We start from the raw sequence: 18,870 nt of genomic DNA, 5'->3' as shown, positions 1-18,870 counted from the left end.
CGCTTTCGGAAGATCTTATGGTTGTTGAAGATCTTGATGGTCGAGTCTGACAGACCGTCGTGTACCTCGTGGGGTGTTCGCGCCACTTGCATCGTGCGAGGTCACATGATGATCGCCGTGGCCCCCTCGATATCCACGACGTCCACTTCCTGGCCTACTTCGTAGGCATGGTCGGTGTCGAGAGCGCGGGCCGACCAGACCTCTCCGGCGAGCTTGATCCGGCCGCCGCCGGTGCCGTCGACGCGCTCCAGTACTACGGCCTGCTTTCCCTTCAACGCCTCGATACCTGTGGCGAGTTGGGGCCGTTGTGCGCGATGTCTCGCCGCGACGGGTCGTACGACGGCGATGAGGGCCACCGAGACGACGACGAAGGCGAGTACCTGGACCACCATGCCGAAGCCGAGTCCGGCCATGATCGCGGCCGCGACGGCGCCGACGGCGAGCATTCCGAACTCCGGCATGGCTGTGACCACGAGCGGGATGCCCAGCCCTGCCGCGCCGATGAGCCACCACACCCATGCGTCGATGTCGTTCACATGGTCATGGTAGTTCCGCAGGTCCCGCCGCGGACAGGGCGCAGTGCGGGTCTGCACGGGGTTCTTACCCGTGAACTCCCTTGCTGCGAAGGTGAGAAGGGCTCAGGACAGCGGCAGGCCCTGTGCCGTCCAGCGCTCGCCGACCTGCTCGACGACGAGCGGGAGGCCGAAGCAGAGGGAGAGGTTGCGGGAGGTGAGCTCGAGCTCCAGCGGACCCGCGGCGAGGACCTGGCCCTGGCGGATCATGAGGACGTGGGTGAAGCCGGGGGCGATCTCCTCGACGTGGTGGGTGACCATCAGCATCGAGGGGGCGATCGGGTCGCGGGCGAGGCGGCCGAGCCGGCGTACGAGGTCCTCGCGGCCGCCGAGGTCGAGGCCGGCGGCGGGCTCGTCGAGGAGGAGCAGCTCGGGGTCGGTCATCAGGGCGCGGGCGATGAGGGTGCGCTTGCGCTCGCCCTCGGAGAGCGTGCCGAACTTGCGCTCCAGGTAGTCGCTCATGCCGAGACGGTCGAGGAAGGCGCGGGCCCGCTGCTCGTCGATCTCGTCGTAGTCCTCCTGCCAGGTGGCCGTCATGCCGTAGGCGGCCGTCAGCACGGTCTCCAGGACGGTCTGGCGCTTGGGGAGCTTGTCGGCCATGGCGATGCCGGCCACGCCGATGCGCGGGCGGAGCTCGAAGACGTCGGTGCCGGGCTTGCCGAGGGTCTCGCCGAGGATCGTCGCGGTGCCCTTGGTGGGGTAGAGGTAGCTGGAGGCGACGTTCAGGAGGGTGGTCTTGCCGGCGCCGTTGGGGCCGAGGATGACCCAGCGCTCGCCCTCCTTGACCGACCAGGAGACCTGGTCCACCAGAGCCCGGCCCTCACGGACCACGGATACGTCCTCAAGCTCCAGAACATCGCTCATGAGCGCGTTGTCTCCCCTTGCAGTCTGACCGGTTCGGCGTCTCGGCTGTCGCGTGCGCGTTTGAGCGCAGCCCTCGACGAAATCTACGCCACCGGTCGGCCGGTCCATTCCATCGGTCCGGTCCTTAGGGTGGGGGCATGCTCTCGGAACCACGCTCTGGACGCCTTGCCGCTTGGGGAAATGGCCTTCTTGCCGGACTTGTGTCGCCTGACGACGCCGTGCTCGCGATGGTGGGTGAGGACGCCGTGCACCGGGTGGAGGGGTTGCCGGGTGAGTCGGCGCCCGTCGGTCTCACGCTCGCGCTCGGGCGGTTGCGGACGCTCGGCGTGACGGGGTTGCGCATCGCGCTGCCGGCGCCCGGACATCCGCTCGGGCCGAGTGGGCCGCCGGAGTTCAACGCGCGGGCGTTGGAGGCCGAGGAGGCGGTGATCTGCCACGGGGCCGCGCTCGGGTTGGTGCCGGAGGTGTACGAGGCCGGGCCGTCCGGCGATGTGCATGTCGAGGTGATGTGGCACGTACTTCCGGTGCGGGAGGCGCCGCCCGCGGATGTGCCGTCCCTGGGTGAGGCCGAGCGGGAGCTCGCGGAGGCTTTGCGGGAGGCGACGGAGGTGCTGACGCGGCTGGACGTGGCCGGGTCGGGGCCGGTGGCCGCGGCGGCGGTCGACGCGTATCGGGCTCGGTCCGAGCGGGGGCGAGAGGTGCTGGCGCCGGGGTATCCGCCACGGGCGGTGCGGGTGCTGGAGCTTGCGCAGCGGGTGGGGTTGTTGATCTCCGTGGCTTACGAGAACGGGCCTGGCGGTGCGGTGAGCGCCGGCGAGATGGCGGCGCGCTCCGAGGCGTTGCGGCCTGTCGAGCGGACGGCTCGGCGGGCACAGGTCGCTGCGTACAACGCGTATGTGGAAGAGCGGGAGCGGGGCGTGCGGTAGCGGATACGGCGGGGTGGGTGCACGACTGATCGCGGGACTGCGCTGAGCGACGTGGGGTGCGAACACGACAAAGGACCCCGCGAATCGCCCTTGATTCGCGGGGTCCTCGTCGGTCGGACCCGACGTCAGTCGTTCACGCCCTGGTTGCCGAAGGCGGGGTTGAGCAGGCCGATGACGTCGACCGCGTTGCCGACGACGTTGACGGGGACGTGGACCAGGTTGCCCGAGGCGACGCCCGGCGACTTCACGGCCGCGCCGTCGGCACCCGCGTCGGCGACAGCGGCACCGGCGGCGGCACCCGTGGCGATACCGGCGACGGTAAGGGCCACGGCAGCCTTCTTGGCGATGCTCATGAGAAGAGTTCCTCCTGCGTTTGCGTGTCCGACCCGGCCGCGGGTCGTGCGCTGATCAACGCGGAAGCGTGGGGGGAACGGTACGGAAAGTGGAGGGCGAGTGCCCGTTCGGGTCATTGGGCCGACAAACTGACCGGCCCCCCAGGAGTGAGTGCCTGGGAGGCCGGAGGTCACTGCCGCTCCGTGGCGGAGGTCAGCGGTTGATGCCCAGGTTGCCGAACGCCGGGTTCAGCACACCGATGACGTTCACGCTGTTGCCGACCGCGTTCACCGGAACGTGCACCGGGGCCTGGACGAGGTTGCCCGAGATGACGCCGGGCGAGCCGACGGCCTTGCCGTCGGCGTGCGAGCCGTCGGTGGCGGAGGCCATACCGGCACCGGCGGCGACCAGCCCGCCGGCCACCATCGTCACGGCCGCTACCTTCTTCAGGTTCTTCACTTCTGAGCCCCTCCTAGCGATTGCCGCGGCAGTCGCCGCAGCACGCACTGGAGAACGGTGGAGATCCACGAAGGATGCGCCATCCGGGGGACATTCCCACGACAGTATGAATCTCAGTCCGGAGCGGAACCCTCCGTGTTGCCGTGGGCCCCATGGATCAACCGGTCACTCCATGACGTACCGCCCACAGTGCGGCCTGTGTGCGGTCCGCCAGGTCGAGTTTCATCAGGATGTTCGAGACATGGGTTTTGACGGTCTTCTCGGACAGAACGAGGGCGCGGGCGATCTCGCGGTTCGAGCGGCCGTCCGCTATCAGACCGAGGACCTCACGCTCGCGTTCCGTGAGCGAGCCGCCTCTTCCCTGGCCGTTGTTGGCCTCCTCCTGGGAGAGCAGGGCGCCCGCGACCTCCGGCTGGAGCAGGATGTGCCCGGCGTGGACGGAGCGGATGGCGCCGGCGAGGGCGTCGGGGTCGACGTCCTTGTAGACGTACCCCGCGGCGCCCGCGCGCAGCGCCGGGACGACCGTGCGCTGTTCGGTGAAGCTGGTGACGATCAGCACGCGTGCGGGGTTGTTCAGTTCGCGGAGCTTGCGCAGCGCGTCGACGCCGTCCATGCCCGGCATCTTGACGTCCATGAGGACGACGTCGGGTTTGAGTTCCTCGGCGCGGGCGACTCCTTCGGCGCCGTCGGCGGCCTCGCCGACGACCTCGATGTCGTCCTGCACTTCGAGGAAGGTACGCAGTCCGCGGCGGACCACCTGGTGGTCGTCGACCAGCAGCACCTTGATTGCGTCAGCCACCAGGGACCTCCATCTCGATCGTGGTGCCCTTGCCGGGCGCCGATTCCACGGTCAGCGCGCCGCCGACCCCGCCGGCCCGGTCCCGCATGGAGACCAGTCCGAGGTGACGGCCCGCGCGGCGGGTCTGCTGCGGGTCGAAGCCGCTGCCGTCGTCGGTGACCCGCAGCACGACTCCGCCGTCGCGCCGGGCCAGTGTCACGTCGACGTGTTCGGCTCCGGAGTGCCGCAGGGCGTTGTGCAGGGCCTCCTGGGCGACACGCAGGACGGCCTCCTCCTGGGAGGCGGGCAGCGCGCGGACGCCGCAGCTGTCGAAGGTCACGTGTGCGGTGTGGGCGCGGTCGAGGACGTGGACCTGGGTGCGGAGGGTGGCGATGAGGCCGTCCTCGTCGAGGGCCGCGGGGCGCAGCTCCACGACGGCGGCGCGCAGTTCGTCGGCGGCCTCGGCGGCGAGCGCGGCGACCTGTTGCAGCTCGCCCTTGGCGCGTGAGGGGTCGCGGTCGACGAGGGCGGCGGCGGCCTGGGCGGTGAGGCGCAGGGAGAAGAGTTTCTGGGCGACCGCGTCGTGCAGTTCGTGCGCCAGGCGGGAGCGTTCCTCGGCGATGGTCAGTTCGCGGCTGCGCTCGTACAGACGGGCGTTGGTCAGGGCGATCGCGGCGTGCTGGGCGAGGATGGAGAGCAGTTCCTCGTCCTCCGCGGTGAAACCGCAGCTGCCGTCCGGTTTCGGGCAGTTCTTGTTGGCCAGGAAGAGGGCGCCGATGACCTCGTCGCCGTCGCGGATGGGCAGGCCCAGGAAGTCGGACATGTCGGGGTGGGCCGAGGGCCAGCCCTCGAAGCGGGGGTCCTTGCGCACGTCGGCGAGGCGCTCGACCTTCGCCTCCTGCAGCATCGCGGCGAGGATGCCGTGCTGGCGCGGGAGCGGGCCGATGGCCTTCCACTGCCGGTCGCTGACGCCGTCGACCACGAACTGGGCGAAGCCTCCGTGGTCGTCCGGGACGCCGAGCGCCGCGTACTGCGCGTCGAGCAGCTCGCGGGCCGAGGCGACGATCGTCTTGAGGACGTCGCGCACCTCGAGATGCCTGCTCATGGCCAGCAGCGCGGAGCTCACCGCTGCGAGGCCGGACCTGGGTCCTTGACTCATGCCCTCACGGTACCGGCGGGCTGTGACAGTCCGTATCGGACCTGTGGCGGCGCCCGCCTAGGGCGCTGGGCCTAGGGCAAAGGGCCCCGCCGCCTCGCGACCCGCGTCCGACGCGGCCGGGGCGGTCCGGTTCCTACGGTGGGATCACGCCGATCGGAAGGCGTCGAGAACGGCGAGGGGACGTGGTCATGTCGGTAGCGATCATCACGGGGGCCTCGAAGGGGCTGGGGCGGGCGCTCGCCGAGGCGCTGGCCGCGCGCGGCTGGGATCTGGTGCTCGATGCCAGAGGCGCGCAGGCCCTTCGGGAGGTGGCCGAGGGGCTGGAGAAGTACGGCGCGCGCGTGACGGCACTTCCGGGGGACGTCACGGACGCCGGGCACCGGGCCGGGCTGGTGGCGGCCGCTCGGCGGTTCGGCGGGGTCGATCTGGTGGTGAGCAATGCCAGCGCGCTGGGCGCCGAGCCGCTCGTACGGCTGGACGCGTTGCCCCTGGAGGGGCTGCGGCGGGCGCTGGAGGTGAATGTCGTGGCCGCGCTGGGCCTGGTCCAGGAGGCGCTGCCGCTGCTGCGGGCGTCCGGGGCCGGGGCGGTGATCGCGGTCAGCTCGGACGCGGCCGCCGAGGCCTACGAGACCTGGGGCGGCTACGGGGCGTCGAAGGCGGCCTTGGACCACCTCGTGGCGGTACTGGGCGAGGAGGAGCCCGGGCTGCGGGTCTGGGCGGTCGATCCCGGGGACATGGCCACGGAGCTGTACGCGGCGGCCGTACCGGACGACGACGAGCCGCGGCCCGACCCGGCCGACGTGGTCCCCGGCTTCCTGCGGCTGCTGGACGAGCGGCCGGTGAGCGGCCGGTACACCGCGCCCGCGCTGGTGGAGGAGCGATGACGACGGCATTGCACGTCCCGGAGGAGCTGTCCGCCCGGATCCCGGTCGAGCAGCGTGGGCCGCGGCTGGACCGGGACGCCGTACGGCTGCTCGTGTCGCGCGGTACCGAGGTGTCGCACCGCGCCTTCCCGGAGCTGCCGCGGCTGCTGCGGGCCGGGGACCTGCTCGTCGTCAACACGTCGCCGACCCTCGCCGCGGCCGTGGACGGGCGGGTCGGGCACACGCGTGTGGTGGTGCACTTCTCCACGCGCGGGGACGACGGACGGTGGGCGGTCGAGCTGCGGGATCCCGACGAGCGGGGCACCACGCGTGCGCGTGCGGGCGGCCCCGCGGGTACGGAGGTGCGGTTGCCCGGGGGTGTGCGGCTGCGGCTGGAGGAGCCGCTGAGCGCGGTGAGCGGGCGGCTGTGGTGGGCGCGGGTGCCGGGGGCCGGGGGCGGAGCCGGGATCGTCGGGCTGCTGCGGGAGTACGGGCGGCCGATCCGTTACTCCTACACCGAGCGCGACCAGCCCCTCTCCGTCTATCAGACGGTGTTCGCGCTGCCCTCCCCTGACGGGAACGGCAGTGCGGAGATGCCGAGTGCCGCTCGGCCCTTCACGGCGCGGCTGGTGGCGGAGCTGGTGAGCCGGGGGGTGCAGTTCGCGCCGGTGTCGCTGCATACCGGGGTGGCTTCGGGGGAGGTGCACGAGGCGCCGTATCCGGAGCGGTTCGCGGTGCCGGAGGCGTCGGCGCGGCTGATCAATGCCGTGAGGGCGGGGGACGGCCGGGTGATCGCCGTCGGGACGACCGCAGTCCGGGCGGTGGAGTCGGCGGCCGGCGCCGACGGGGCGGTACGCGCGCGTGCGGGGTGGACGGACCTCGTGGTGACCCCGGAGCGCGGGGTGCGTGTGGTGGACGGGCTGCTGACCGGGCTGCACGAGCCGGAGGCCTCGCATCTGCTGATGCTGGAGGCGGTGGCCGGGCGGGCGGCGATCGACCGCGCCTACACGGAGGCGCTGCGCGGGCGGTACCTGTGGCACGAGTTCGGGGACGTGCATCTCCTCCTCCCCGAGGAGGGTCCTCACACAGAGCCTTGCTGGCGCAACTGCCGGTGAGACCGCCACGCCTCCGGTGTGAGCCCGCACATAGGGCGCACATCACGTACGAAGGAGAATAGGAGATAAACCGGCCCCCGGTGAGCGGGGCAGACGCTCCCGTCTGTCCCGTTTTGCCCTTCCCCGATCCACTACCGGGGATCGTACGTCACACCTTTGCCACACATTTTTGCGACCGCTAAGAATGGCAGCCGTCGCTCAGCGCCGTGGGTTCCGCCCGCGGCGTTCGTGCCGGAAGTACCGGGTGCCGGAAGCACCGGTGTCCCCCGCCGGACGAGGAGCGACCTCCGCGCTATTCGAAGAGGTCCACCCGCATGTTCAAGAAGAGCCACAGTCGCGCGCTGACCAAGCGCCACAAGGTCGCCATCGCCGGTGTCGCCACGCTCGGTGCCGCCACCCTCGCGTTCTCCGCGGTTCCCGGCAACGCGGAGACGACCACGAGCGAGGCCGCCTCCTCGGCGAAGGTCGCGTACAGCTCCGAGCAGCTCAAGGGTCTCCGGTCGGACGTGACCGAGCAGCTCGCCGGCGTCAGCCTGCAGAGCCAGGCCGCCGAGGCCGCAGCCGCGAAGAAGGTCGCCGCCAAGGCCGCTTCCGAGGCCGCCGCGAAGAAGAAGGCGGCCGCCGAAGCCGCGGCCAAGAAGAAGGCGGCCGCCGAGGCCGCGGCCAAGAAGAAGGCCGAGCAGGAGCGCAAGGCCAAGGAGGCCGCGAGCCGGTCCGCCAAGCGCGCCGTGGTCAAGGCCGCCGCCCCGAAGACCTACGCCAACAACCTCGACGGCTGGATCAAGGAGTCCCTGGACATCATGAAGTCCAAGGGCATCCCGGGTACCTACAACGGTCTGTACCGCAACATCATCCGGGAGTCCTCGGGCAACCCGAACGCGATCAACAACTGGGACGTCAACGCCGTCAACGGCACCCCGTCGATCGGTCTGCTGCAGATCATCAAGCCGACCTTCGACGCGTACCACGTCTCCGGCACCCCCTTCAGCCAGTACGACCCGGTCGCCAACATCGTCGCCAGCGCCAACTACGCGGCCGACAAGTACGGCTCGATCGACAACGTCAACGGCGCGTACTGAGGCTGCGCGGACCTCTCGTACGCCTGCACAAGGCGAAGTACGCCGAAGGGCGGCACCCTCACCGGGGTGCCGCCCTTCACCGTCGTACGAACGCGATTACTTGCGCATGACCTCGGGCTCGTGGCGGCGCAGGAAGCGGGCCACGAAGAAGCCGCAGATCACGCCGAGGACGATCAGGGCGAGCATGTCCATGCCCCAGGCGCCGACAGTGTGCTCCCACAGCGGGTCGTTGCTCTCGCCCTTGGCGGGCGGGCTGATCTTGTTGAAGTCGAGCGTGGCACCCGCGGCGGCGACCGCCCAGCGCGACGGCATCAGATACGAGAGCTCGTTGACGCCGACCGAGCCGGACAGCGGGAACAGACAGCCGGTGAAGACGACCTGGACGATCGCGAACATGACCAGGAGCGGCATGGTCTTCTCGGCGGTCTTCACCAGGGCCGAGATGATCAGACCGAACATCATCGCGGTGAAGCCCAGCGCCATGATCGGAATGCACAGTTCCAGGAGAATCTGGCTGCGCAGGATCAGGCCCTCGTCGGGGAGGGTGCGGCTGGAGAAGCCGATGACGCCGACCATCAGGCCCTGCAGCACGGTGACCACACCGAGCACGAACACCTTGGACATCAGGTACGCGGAACGCGACAGGCCGGTCGCGCGCTCCCGCTCGTAGATGACCCGTTCCTTGATCAGCTCACGGACGGAGTTGGCGGCGCCGGCGAAGCAGGCGCCCACCGCGAGGATCAGCAGGACGGTGAGGGCCGTGCCGTTGGCGACGGGCTGACCGGTGCTCGGGTTGATCTCCGTGTTGACCAGGAGGTCCTTGCCCTGGTCGATGAGCAGGCTCACCGAGCCGAGGACGAGCGGCAGGATGATCGTCAGGGCCAGGAAGCCCTTGTCGGAGGCGATCACCGAGGTGTAGCGGCGCACGAGAGTGCTGAACTGGGACAGCCAGCCCTGCGGCTTCGGCGGCCTCATCGCCTGCATCGGCGGCATCTGTACGGACTGCGGCGCAATCGCGTCGATGTCCGCGGCGTACATCTGGTAGTGCTGCGAGCCCTTCCAGCGTCCGGCCCAGTCGTAGTCGCGGTAGTTCTCGAAGGCGGAGAAGACGTCGGCCCAGGTGTCGTAGCCGAAGAAGTTCAGCGCCTCCTCGGGCGGGCCGAAGTAGGCGACCGCACCGCCGGGAGCCATCACGAGGAGCTTGTCGCAGATCGCCAGCTCGGCCACCGAGTGGGTGACGACGAGGACCGTACGGCCGTCGTCGGCGAGGCCGCGCAGCAGCTGCATGACATCGCGGTCCATGCCCGGGTCGAGGCCCGAGGTGGGCTCGTCCAGGAAGATCAGCGACGGCTTGGTGAGCAGCTCCAGGGCCACGGAGACGCGCTTGCGCTGGCCACCGGAGAGGGAGGTGACCTTCTTCTCCTTGTGGATGTCCAGCTTCAGCTCGCGCAGCACCTCGTCGATACGGGCGTCGCGCTCGGCGCCGGTGGTGTCGGCGGGGAAGCGGAGCTTGGCCGCGTACTTGAGGGCCTTCTTGACGGTCAGTTCCTTGTGCAGGATGTCGTCCTGCGGGACCAGACCGATGCGCTGGCGCAGCTCGGCGAACTGCTTGTAGAGGTTCCGGTTGTCGTAGAGGACGTCGCCCTGGTTGGCGGGCCGGTAGCCCGTCAGCGCCTTGAGCAGCGTCGACTTGCCGGAACCGGACGGTCCGATGACCGCGATCAGCGACTTCTCCGGGACGCCGAAGGAGACGTCCTTGAGGATCTGCTTGCCGCCGTCGACCGTGACGGTCAGATGGCGGGCCGAGAAGGAGACCTCACCGGTGTCGACGAACTCCTCGAGGCGGTCGCCCACGATCCGGAACGTCGAGTGACCGACGCCGACGATGTCCGTCGGGCCGAGCAGGATCGAGCCGCCCTTGGCGATCGGCTGACCGTTGACATAGGTGCCGTTGTGCGAGCCGAGGTCGCGGATCTCCATGCGCCCGTCGGGCGTCGAGTGGAACTCGGCGTGGTGACGGGAGACCTGCAGGTCGGAGACGACCAGTTCGTTCTCCAGGGCGCGACCGATCCGCATCACGCGGCCGATCGAGAACTGGTGGAACGTGGTCGGGCTGCGGTCGCCGTAGACCGGCGGCGCCCCCGCGCCGACGCCGGGACCCTGCTGCTGCGGAACCTTCCCGGCAGAGGGCTGCTGCTGCGGCTGCTGCCAGCCGGCCTGCGGGGCCTGCTGGTGCTGCGGTGCCTGCTGGGCCCAGCCGGGGTTCGCGGCCGGAGCTCCCCCGCCCTGAGCGCCCTGGGCGGCGTACGGCTGCTGCTGAGGCTGCGCGGCCGGGGCCGCGGTGCCCGAGAGGCTCACCCGCGGACCGTCGGTCGCGTTGCCCAGGTGCACCGCCGAGCCGGGGCCGAGCTCCAGCTGGTGGATCCGCTGGCCCTGCACGAAGGTGCCGTTGGTGGAGCCGTGGTCCTCGATGACCCAACTACGGCCGCTCCAGCTGATAGTGGCGTGCCTCCAGGACACCCTGGCGTCGTCGAGCACGATGTCACCCTGCGGATCGCGTCCGAGGGTGTAGGGCCTGGACGCGTCTAGCGTCCAGGTACGTCCATTCAATTCCAGTACGAGTTCCGGCACTCCATGCCCCATGAGTAGTCCCCCGAGTTACCCCCAACACAGGGAGTCTAGGGATGTCGAACATCGTCGGGAACTATTTCAGGCTCTGCCCCCTGACCGAAAGCCGGGCCTTGTGAAGACCACGCACACACGCTTCGACCGGTTCCGTTGACGGGGTTGAAACCGACCCGGAGAGTGGTAATCCACGCGAGGGGGACATGCGCGGCGATCGCCGCACCGCGGATCGGGGGGTCTGCCATGAGTACGTCCATGGGCGTCGACACCACCAAGCACGGCTCGAAGTTGCCGTGGGGAGACATCCTGCTGTCTGCGATCGCCGCCGTGAGCTGGGCGTTGATCGGGATGGCGGGCGTCGCCGCACTCGGCCTGCACCTGCTGGAGGCCGACTCGACGGCATCGCTGGGCCCGATGACCGCGGCGGTAGTGGCGCTCGGGGCGGGTGGTTCGGTGACACCGTCCGGCGACGTGTCCGCTTTCGGGCTGACCGGCGCGGAGGCTGCGACGGCCATCGAGATCACGCCACTGGGTGTCAGCCTGGTAGGTGCGCTACTTTTGTCATGGTTTTTCCTACGGTCCTTACGGGCGGCCGGAGTTGTCGTCGCACCGGCCGAACTCCTCGCGCGCGCGGGTGCGGTGATCGCGCTCTTCGTGGCCACGCTGGGCGGGCTGGCCTGGGCGGGTCACGACGTCATCACGATCGACGGCAGCGCGCTCGGTCTCGACGACCTGCCCGGCGGCGGTGACGGGGGCGGGGGTCTGGAGATTCCGGGCCTCGGCGATGTCGGGGACATCGGTGGACTGCTCCCGGACCAGATCGGCGACCTGGTCGACGCGAAGGCGGCGGTCGGCTTCACGGTGGACACGGTGCCGACGCTGCTCGGGGGTCTGGTCTGGTCGGTCGGCGTCCTGCTGATCGCGCTCCTCGCCTCGCGCCGCACGCCGTTGCCCCGCGGCTGGGAAGCGGCGCATCGCGTCGTACGCCCGGCGGTGTCCGCCCTCGTGACCGTGCTGCTGGTCGCCGTGGCGGCGGGGCTCGCGGCGGCGGCGTACGCGTCGATCGGCGACGATCACCCGAAGCGGATCGCGGGCGCGGCGCTGCTGGGCACGCCCAACGGCACGTGGCTGGGCATCCCGATCGGCTTGTTCGTGCCGTGGGACGGCCGGGCGACCGGTCCGCTGGCCGGCTTCCTCCCGGATCCCCTGGACGACCTCCTGAGCTCCGAGCGCGACCAGTCCGTGTCGCTGTCGCGACTCGCGGAGCTGGACGGACGGGTGTGGCTGCTGGGGGTCGCGGCGGCGATGATGCTGCTGCTGGCGGGGGTGCTGACGGCGGTGCGGACGCCGGTGGGGGTACGGGGCTCCGGGGGCGGCGCGGGAAGTGCGCAGGTACGGGATCCGGGTGCCCTCGGTTTCGCCGGGCGCTGTGCGTTGCGGCTGGGGGTCGTGACGGCGTTGACGTTGCCGTTGCTCGCCTGGATGACGGAGGTGTCCGTGAACGCCTCGCTGTCGGTGCTGGGCTTCGACGCGTTCGGCGCCGGCATCGAACTGCACGGGCAGCTCGGCATGGCTCTGCTCCTCGGCGCCCTGTGGGGAGCGGGCGCGGGCGCCGTCGGGGCGCTGCTCGCCCGTGCGACCGGGGCGGCGGGGAACCGGGCGGCAGCACTGGCACTGAGTGGCGTGGGCGGGGTTCCGGGGAACGGGACGCCGGACGCCGGGCAGCCGCCGTATGCGGGCGGGGTCGGGGCGTATCCGGGGGCGCCCGGACGGTACCCGGGCGAGTCCGGGTCGGCACCGCATGGGGGGCCTTCGCGGGGGGCGCCGTATGCGGGGGCGTCGGAGGCGGATCCGTATGCGGGGGCGTCGGAGGTGGATCCGTACAGGGGTGATTCCCGAGGCGCGCCGCGCGGTGGCGAGGCCGGGGCGACGCCCGCGGGTGGCGAGTCCGGGCCGTACACGCCGGGTGCGTCGTACCGGCCGCCGAACCCCGCGACCAATCCGTATCTGCGGATGCCGGACGAGCTGCGGGAACCCGAGGATGCGCGACCGTCCGACGCGGGACCGCCCCGGGGCGCACCGCCCGGACGCGGGCGGCCACCGGGCGGGGTGCCGCCGGGGCAGGGGGCACAGTCCGCGGAGGGTGGCAGGCGACCGGGGACGCCTCCCCCCGGGCAGAGCTACTCACCGTCGGGACCGCCGCCGGGGCAGGGAGCTCCGCCCGGCGAGAGCAGCCGACGACCGGGGCAGGGCTCCCAACCGACCGAGGGTGCTTGGCAGGCGGGGACACGGCCTCCGGGACAAGACCGCTCCCCCTCGGGACGGCCGCCGGGGCAAGAGGCTCCACCCGGCGAGAGCAGCCGACGACCAGGACAGGACGCACCGCCGACCGAGGGCGCCTGGCACCCCAGGACACGCCCCCCGGGACAAGACCGCTCCCCCTCGGGACGGCCGCCGGGGCAAGAGGCTCCACCCGGCGAGAGCAGCCGACGACCAGGACAGGACGCACCGCCGACCGAGGGCGCCTGGCGGGCCGGGACGCGGCCTCCGGGGCAGGGCCGCTCCCCCTCGGAACCGCCTGGCGGGCCCGAGGGTCGGCCGGGTGAGAGCGCCTGGCGGCCTGCTCCGAGGCAAGGTCGACCGTCCGCAAGCGCACCGCCGGGGCAGGGGGCGCGGCCCGGTGAGGGTGCCTGGCGGGGTGAGGTGGATCCGTCTGCCGGGGGTGTGAGCAGCGGGCCGCCGCCTGGGGGTGACGACGAGTCGCCGCCGGCCGGTGACGACCTGTACGGCGCTCCCACCGTGGTGCGTCCGATCGAGCCGCCGCCCCGGCGTATGCCCTCGGGGCGCGAGCCGTCCACGCCCGACGACGGTCCGCCGCCACCGCCGCCGCCTCCCCCGCCGGGGAGGCCGAAGGGGCGGAGGTGATCCGGGCGAGGGCGTTTCGGGGGCGCGACAGCGGGGCGAAGCGTCCGCTGCCTCATGGCTTCCGTCGTCCTCGGGCCCCGGGGTGCCGACCACGTGACCGGTATCCGTCGGTCCGGTCTCCCGACATGTGCCCATAGAGCCGTGGCCACCACGTAAGGCCCCCGCCACTTGAGCGACGCTCAGTGTTCCCTGTCCGTCAGGCGGACCTCAGGGGCGGAAGGCACTGGGTGCCGGATACGGTGGGTACACCATGAGCGCTTCGCAGACCTCCGATGTCCCCACTCTTCTCGTCAAGATCTTCGGCAAGGACAGGCCGGGCATCACTGCCGGACTCTTCGACACTCTCGCCGCCTACTCCGTCGACGTGGTCGACATCGAGCAGGTCGTCACCCGTGGCCGCATGGTGCTGTGCGCGCTCGTGACCGAGCCGCCGCGCGGGTTGGAGGGCGACCTGCGCAAGACCGTCCACAGCTGGGCGGAGTCGATGAAGATGCAGGCCGAGATCATCTCCGGCCTGGGCGACAACCGGCCCCGTGGCCTCGGCCGTTCCCTCGTCACCGTGCTCGGACATCCGCTCACCGCGGAGGCGACCGCCGCGACCGCCGCACGGATCACCAAGGCCGGCGGCAACATCGACCGTATCTTCCGGCTGGCCAAGTACCCGGTGACCGCGGTCGAGTTCGCGGTGTCCGGTGTGGAGACCGAGCCCCTGCGGACCGCCCTGGTGACCGACGCCGCCGCGCTCGGCGTGGACGTCGCCGTCGTCGCGGCCGGGCTGCACCGGCGCGCGCAGCGGCTCGTCGTGATGGACGTCGACTCGACGCTCATCCAGGACGAGGTCATCGAGCTCTTCGCCGCGCACGCCGGCTGCGAGGACAAGGTCGCCGAGGTGACGGCGGCCGCGATGCGCGGGGAGCTGGACTTCGAGCAGTCGCTGCACGCGCGTGTGGCCCTCCTCGAAGGGCTCGACGCCTCGGTCGTGGACAAGGTGCGCACCGAGGTGCGGCTGACCCCCGGCGCCCGCACCCTCATCCGTACGCTCAAGCGCCTCGGCTACCAAGTCGGTGTCGTCTCGGGCGGCTTCACCCAGGTCACCGACGATCTCAAGGAGCGCCTCGGGCTGGACTTCGCCCAGGCCAACACCCTGGAGATCGTCGACGGGAAGCTGACCGGCCGGGTCACCGGCGAGATCGTGGACCGGGCGGGCAAGGCGCGGCTGCTGCGCCGGTTCGCCGCCGAGGCGGGGGTGCCGCTGGCGCAGACCGTGGCCATCGGCGACGGTGCGAACGACCTGGACATGCTCAACGCGGCCGGCCTCGGGGTCGCCTTCAACGCCAAGCCGGTGGTCCGGGAGGCGGCGCACACCGCGGTGAACGTGCCGTTCCTGGACACCGTCCTGTATCTGCTGGGCGTGACCCGCGAAGAGGTCGAGGCGGCGGACACCCACGACGACATCGACTGAGCCGCCGCGTACCGAGCCGTCGGGTACGGCAGGCGTCGTACGGCGTGCGAAGGGCCCGGCACCGCGGTGGTGCCGGGCCCTTTCACAGGGTTCTCACATCGGTCGGATCATTCGGACGGTGCCCAGTAGTCCAGGAGCGTGGCCGCGCCCGGCTCCAGCGCCTTCCAGGGGCCGGTGAACGACAGGACGGCGAAGGCGGCGGCCGGGAAACCGCGGCGGCCCATCCGCTCGCCGGCATCCCCCTCGGCCGAGCCGGCCAGGACGTCGGCGAGGCCCTGCACACCCGGGTTGTGGCCGATCAGGACGATGTTCTGCGCGTCGTCGGGGGTCTCGTTGAGCACGGCGATCAGCTCGCCGGGTGAGGCCTCGTAGACCCGCTCCTCGTAGACGGTTTTCGGCCGGTGCGCGAACTCGTGCACGGCGAGCTTCCAGGTCTCGCGGGTCCGGGTCGCGGTGGAGCACAGGGCCAGGTCGAAGGGGATTTCGGTGTCGGCCAGCCTGCGTCCGGCTTCTGCGGCATCCTTGCGGCCCCGGTCGGCGAGCGGCCGCTCGTGGTCGGTCACCTGTGGCCAGTCGGCTTTCGCATGCCGGAAGAGGACGATCCTGCGGGATTCTGCGACGCTCATGAGACCCAGCTTCGCATGAAATAGGCCATAAGGCGCAGGGAGTTGACATGCGGCCCCACGGGTGTGTGGAGGTGGTCGAGGGCCGGTGCCGCCGGGGTGCTCAGCGCGTGACCAGCTGCTGTATGCGCTCGAAGAGCTGGGTGATCAGGGGATCGTCCGCGGCGGCGTGCGCGTCGGATGGATTCAGGATCAGCGCGAGCAGCGTGATGAAGGCGAGCGTCGGCAGGGCGAGGGCCCACCAGGGCAGCCGGATGTCGACGCGTCCCCGGGTCGCCGGGTGGGGCGGGGTGTGCGTAGGGGCCGACATGGTTGCCTCCGCGTCTTCGAGTGGGCCGGTGGTCCGCTGTGCCGCGGTCACATCTCGAAGTTACGGAATCGCGGACTCTCAACCCATCCGGTGATCCACCCAGTTGACCCTGAGACTCGCCCCCTAGGGGACGGTGGGGCTAGCCCCACCCCCGCCGGTTCAGGGTGAGGCGAGCGACGCGATGACGGCGATGATCACGAAGATGGCGAGGAACGCGCCGAAGACGAGCAGCATCTTCTTCTGGCCGTTCTGCGGGTTCGGGTCGAGCACTGGCATGCGGCCAGTCTCGCACTTCCGACCGCCATCGGATCCGCCGGGGTGGCGTCAGCGGGCCGCCTCTTCCTCGACCGTCCTGTCGCGTCCGGCGAGGACGCCCACGGCCATCTGCGGGACCATCAGGGCGGCCATGAGGGCGATCGGCAGGCCCCAGCCGCCGCTGTGCTGGTAGAGCACGCCGACCAGGAGCGGGCCGGGGATGGAGATCAGATAGCCGGTGCTCTGCGCGAACGCGGACAGCTGGGCGACGCCGGCGCCGGTCCTGGCCCGCATCCCGACCATCGTCAGGGCCAGCGGGAAGGCGCAGTTGGAGACGCCGAGCAGCAGGGCCCAGGCCCAGGCTCCGGAGGCGGGCGCGAAGTAGAGGCCGGCGTATCCGGCGAGGCCGCAGACGCCGAGCACGAGGACGATCGGGCCCTGGTGCGGCAGGCGGGTGGCCACGCGCGGGATGACGAAGGCGAGCGGTACGCCCATCACCATCGTGACGGCGAGCAGCAGTCCGGCCGTGCTCGCGGGCACGCCCGCGTCCCGGAAGATCTGCGCCATCCAGCCCATGGTGATGTAGGCGGCGGTGGCCTGGAGTCCGAAGAAGACGGCGAGCGCCCAGGCGGTACGGCTGCGGGTGATGCGCAGCGCGGGCTGCTCCTCACGCGCGGGAGCCTCCGCGGCGGACGCCGTGCCCCGCTGCCGTATCGACGGGATCCACGGCAGTACGGCCGCGGCGGCCAGCCCCGCCCAGACCGCGAGCCCGGTCTGCCAGCTGCCGCCCAGCCTGTCGGTCACCGGCACGGTCACGGCGGCCGCGGTGGCCGTACCCAGGGCGAGGGCCATCGAGTAGAGGCCGGTCATGGTGCCGACGCGCTCCGGGAACCAGCGCTTGACGATGACGGGCATCAGGACGTTGCTGACGGCGATGCCCATGAGGGCGAGAGCGCTGGCGGCCAGGAAGCCGACCGTGCTGCCCGTGTACGGCCGTATGAGCAGGCCTGCCGTGATGGCGACCATGCCGGCGCACACCACCGCTCCCGGTCCGAAGCGGCGGGCCAGGCGCGGGGCCATGACACCGAAGAAGGCGAAGCAGAGCGGGGGCACGGAGGTCAGGAGCCCGGCCATGCTTCCGCTCATGCCCAGTCCGTCGCGGACCTCCTCCAGGAGGGCGCCGAGGCTGGTGATGGCGGGGCGCAGGTTGACGGCGGCCAGGACGATGCCGAGCACGAGCAGCCTTGTCGGCCACGCGCGCGTGGCGCCCCTCGGGGGCTCGCTCGGCGCCGAGCTGCGGATGTGCGGGGACGTCATCGTCCGGGTTTCCTCACGTGCCATGCCACCCATCATAGAATCATGGGATGATTGGTTGTCCATCCCCGGCTGCCCCGGGTCGGCGATCCCATGCGAAGGTGTGCCATGCCTCTGAGCCACCCCCGTCGATCGGCACTGTCCGAGCAGGTCATCGCGGCGCTGCGGCAGCAGATCACGTCGGGCGAGTGGCCGGTCGGCTCGCGCATCCCGACGGAACCGGAGCTCGTCGAGCAGCTCGGGGTGGCCCGCAACACGGTCCGCGAGGCCGTCCGCGCGCTCGCGCACAACGGTCTGCTGGACATCCGCCAGGGCTCGGGCACCTATGTCGTGGCGACCAGCGAGCTGGCCGGTGTGATGCACCGCCGGTTCGCCGAAGCCGATCCCCGGCACATCGCCGAGCTCCGCGCCACGCTGGAGTCCTCCGCCGCGCGGCTGGCCGCCGAGCGGCGTTCGGAGAAGGACCTCAAGCAGCTCGACGCGCTTCTCGTACGGCGTGAGGAGGCGTGGGAGTCGGGTGACGCGGAGGCCTTCGTGACGGCGGACTCGTCCTTCCACCTGGCGGTGGTGGCGGCTTCCCACAACGACGTGATGTCGGCGCTGTACGCGGACCTGGGCGAGGTGCTGCGGGACTGGCTGCGCGAGGACGTCGGCGAGGAGCTGACGCCGGAGACGTACATGGACCACGCGCGGCTGGTCGACGCGATCCGTGCGGGTGACGCGGAGACGGCCGCGGCGGAGGCGGCGGGCTATCCGTTCCTGTGCCGGCCGGGCCGGTTCACCGCTTCTGGTGGCTGACCCACACCGAGCGGACTTCCTTCCAGCAGCGGCCGTCCAGCCGTACGGTCTGCGCGGGCCCGGCCTCGACCGGGGCGCCGTCGCTGTCGACGTCCCACCAGCGCTCGCACTCGATGTGCAGCCGGACGCGGTCGACGTCGGGATACGGGTTGTGGCAGTACGCGGTCACATGGGAGCCGGTGATCCTGCTGTGGCAGGCGGCACCGAACAACTCGGGTTCCTCGGCCCTCGGTCTCTCCACGCGTGCGTGCGGTGACGCGTCGTGCGGCAGGCACAGCAGGAGGGCTACGGCGACGGCTGCTGAGGCGAGGCTGCGGGACAGGCGCACAAGGGGACCTCCTCGGCCGCGCTGGGGAGGGAAGCGTGGTGAACGCGTAATCCAGAGTGCCCAGTTGTGCGCCCCGCCCGCC

The 18,870-nt window shown here is 71.2% G+C and carries 18 protein-coding genes and 1 pseudogene; 7 read left to right on the top strand and 12 right to left on the bottom strand.

The annotated features are described in order from the left end of the window. Nucleotides 1-101 precede the first annotated feature (101 nt). Both QF037_RS36320 and QF037_RS36315 read right to left on the bottom strand, forming a co-directional pair. The gene (locus tag QF037_RS36320) at nucleotides 102-536 is read right to left on the bottom strand and encodes an NfeD family protein (RefSeq protein WP_307032616.1); all 435 of its coding nucleotides are present in this window, start codon (nucleotides 534-536) and stop codon (nucleotides 102-104) included. A 102-nt stretch (nucleotides 537-638) separates the two neighbouring features. Beyond that, nucleotides 639-1,436: an ABC transporter ATP-binding protein gene (locus tag QF037_RS36315; RefSeq protein ID WP_307032614.1), complete on the bottom strand. Its 798-nt coding sequence runs from the start codon at nucleotides 1,434-1,436 to the stop codon at nucleotides 639-641. A 137-nt stretch (nucleotides 1,437-1,573) separates the two neighbouring features. Here QF037_RS36315 and QF037_RS36310 point away from each other — a divergent pair, with 137 nt between their 5' ends. Further along, entirely contained in the window at nucleotides 1,574-2,362 is a 789-nt protein-coding gene (locus QF037_RS36310) for a hypothetical protein (protein WP_307032613.1), read from the top strand. A 125-nt stretch (nucleotides 2,363-2,487) separates the two neighbouring features. Here QF037_RS36310 and QF037_RS36305 read toward each other — a convergent pair whose 3' ends face one another. From QF037_RS36305 to QF037_RS36290, 4 genes are all read right to left on the bottom strand, one after another. Next, nucleotides 2,488-2,715 (bottom strand): chaplin, encoded by a 228-nt coding sequence (locus tag QF037_RS36305; protein WP_307032611.1) that lies wholly within the window; start codon nucleotides 2,713-2,715, stop codon nucleotides 2,488-2,490. Between the two features lie 193 nt (nucleotides 2,716-2,908). After that, nucleotides 2,909-3,154: a chaplin ChpE gene (chpE, locus tag QF037_RS36300; RefSeq protein ID WP_307032609.1), complete on the bottom strand. Its 246-nt coding sequence runs from the start codon at nucleotides 3,152-3,154 to the stop codon at nucleotides 2,909-2,911. Nucleotides 3,155-3,311: 157 nt separating this feature from the next. Further along, nucleotides 3,312-3,953 carry a response regulator gene (locus tag QF037_RS36295; protein WP_307032607.1) on the bottom strand — a complete coding sequence of 214 codons (642 nt, stop codon included), beginning with the start codon at nucleotides 3,951-3,953 and terminating at the stop codon, nucleotides 3,312-3,314. Next, on the bottom strand, nucleotides 3,946-5,091 hold the full coding sequence (locus QF037_RS36290; RefSeq protein ID WP_307032605.1) for a GAF domain-containing sensor histidine kinase: 1,146 nt from the start codon (nucleotides 5,089-5,091) through the stop codon (nucleotides 3,946-3,948). Before QF037_RS36290 ends, QF037_RS36295 begins: the two co-directional genes overlap by 8 nt. A gap of 188 nt (nucleotides 5,092-5,279) precedes the next feature. Here QF037_RS36290 and QF037_RS36285 point away from each other — a divergent pair, with 188 nt between their 5' ends. From QF037_RS36285 to QF037_RS36275, 3 genes are all read left to right on the top strand, one after another. Next, complete coding sequence (locus tag QF037_RS36285) at nucleotides 5,280-5,975, top strand: SDR family NAD(P)-dependent oxidoreductase (RefSeq protein WP_307032603.1); 696 nt, start codon at nucleotides 5,280-5,282, stop codon at nucleotides 5,973-5,975. Further along, nucleotides 5,972-7,069 (top strand): S-adenosylmethionine:tRNA ribosyltransferase-isomerase, encoded by a 1,098-nt coding sequence (locus tag QF037_RS36280; RefSeq protein WP_307032601.1) that lies wholly within the window; start codon nucleotides 5,972-5,974, stop codon nucleotides 7,067-7,069. Before QF037_RS36285 ends, QF037_RS36280 begins: the two co-directional genes overlap by 4 nt. 314 nt (nucleotides 7,070-7,383) lie before the next feature. Beyond that, nucleotides 7,384-8,148 (top strand): transglycosylase SLT domain-containing protein, encoded by a 765-nt coding sequence (locus QF037_RS36275; RefSeq protein ID WP_307032599.1) that lies wholly within the window; start codon nucleotides 7,384-7,386, stop codon nucleotides 8,146-8,148. 96 nt (nucleotides 8,149-8,244) lie between these two features. Here QF037_RS36275 and QF037_RS36270 read toward each other — a convergent pair whose 3' ends face one another. Further along, nucleotides 8,245-10,779, bottom strand: coding sequence for an ABC transporter ATP-binding protein/permease (locus QF037_RS36270; protein WP_307037531.1), 2,535 nt, complete (start codon nucleotides 10,777-10,779; stop codon nucleotides 8,245-8,247). Nucleotides 10,780-11,016: 237 nt separating this feature from the next. Between QF037_RS36270 and QF037_RS36265 the strand changes: the two are divergent. Together QF037_RS36265 and serB are read left to right on the top strand one after the other, a co-directional pair. Next, nucleotides 11,017-12,894, top strand: a pseudogene (locus tag QF037_RS36265) (streptophobe family protein); the annotation flags it as partial. A gap of 1,054 nt (nucleotides 12,895-13,948) precedes the next feature. Continuing rightward, nucleotides 13,949-15,160, top strand: coding sequence for a phosphoserine phosphatase SerB (gene serB, locus QF037_RS36260; protein ID WP_266894319.1), 1,212 nt, complete (start codon nucleotides 13,949-13,951; stop codon nucleotides 15,158-15,160). A gap of 107 nt (nucleotides 15,161-15,267) precedes the next feature. Here the strand turns inward: serB and QF037_RS36255 are convergent, their stop codons facing one another. The 4 genes from QF037_RS36255 to QF037_RS36240 form a co-directional block, all read right to left on the bottom strand. Continuing rightward, nucleotides 15,268-15,786, bottom strand: coding sequence for a SixA phosphatase family protein (locus QF037_RS36255; RefSeq protein WP_307032595.1), 519 nt, complete (start codon nucleotides 15,784-15,786; stop codon nucleotides 15,268-15,270). Between the two features lie 100 nt (nucleotides 15,787-15,886). Then, entirely contained in the window at nucleotides 15,887-16,093 is a 207-nt protein-coding gene (locus QF037_RS36250; protein WP_046257754.1) for a hypothetical protein, read from the bottom strand. Nucleotides 16,094-16,252: 159 nt separating this feature from the next. Continuing rightward, nucleotides 16,253-16,369 (bottom strand): SGM_5486 family transporter-associated protein, encoded by a 117-nt coding sequence (locus QF037_RS36245; protein ID WP_095046370.1) that lies wholly within the window; start codon nucleotides 16,367-16,369, stop codon nucleotides 16,253-16,255. A 48-nt stretch (nucleotides 16,370-16,417) separates the two neighbouring features. Further along, nucleotides 16,418-17,701, bottom strand: coding sequence for a CynX/NimT family MFS transporter (locus QF037_RS36240; RefSeq protein WP_307032591.1), 1,284 nt, complete (start codon nucleotides 17,699-17,701; stop codon nucleotides 16,418-16,420). Between the two features lie 69 nt (nucleotides 17,702-17,770). Between QF037_RS36240 and QF037_RS36235 the strand changes: the two genes are divergently transcribed. Then, nucleotides 17,771-18,460, top strand: a complete 690-nt coding sequence (locus QF037_RS36235; protein WP_307032589.1) for a FadR/GntR family transcriptional regulator — start codon at nucleotides 17,771-17,773, stop codon at nucleotides 18,458-18,460. Here the strand turns inward: QF037_RS36235 and QF037_RS36230 are convergent. After that, nucleotides 18,441-18,788: a hypothetical protein gene (locus QF037_RS36230; protein WP_307032587.1), complete on the bottom strand. Its 348-nt coding sequence runs from the start codon at nucleotides 18,786-18,788 to the stop codon at nucleotides 18,441-18,443. The genes QF037_RS36235 and QF037_RS36230 overlap by 20 nt on opposite strands. Between the last annotated feature and the right edge of the window lie 82 nt (nucleotides 18,789-18,870).

It is taken from the genome of Streptomyces canus, from assembly GCF_030815415.1.
Lineage (GTDB): Bacteria > Actinomycetota > Actinomycetes > Streptomycetales > Streptomycetaceae > Streptomyces > Streptomyces canus_F.
The sequence above is the reverse complement of the archived record's forward strand: the minus strand, read 5'-3'. Positions and strand labels throughout refer to the sequence as shown.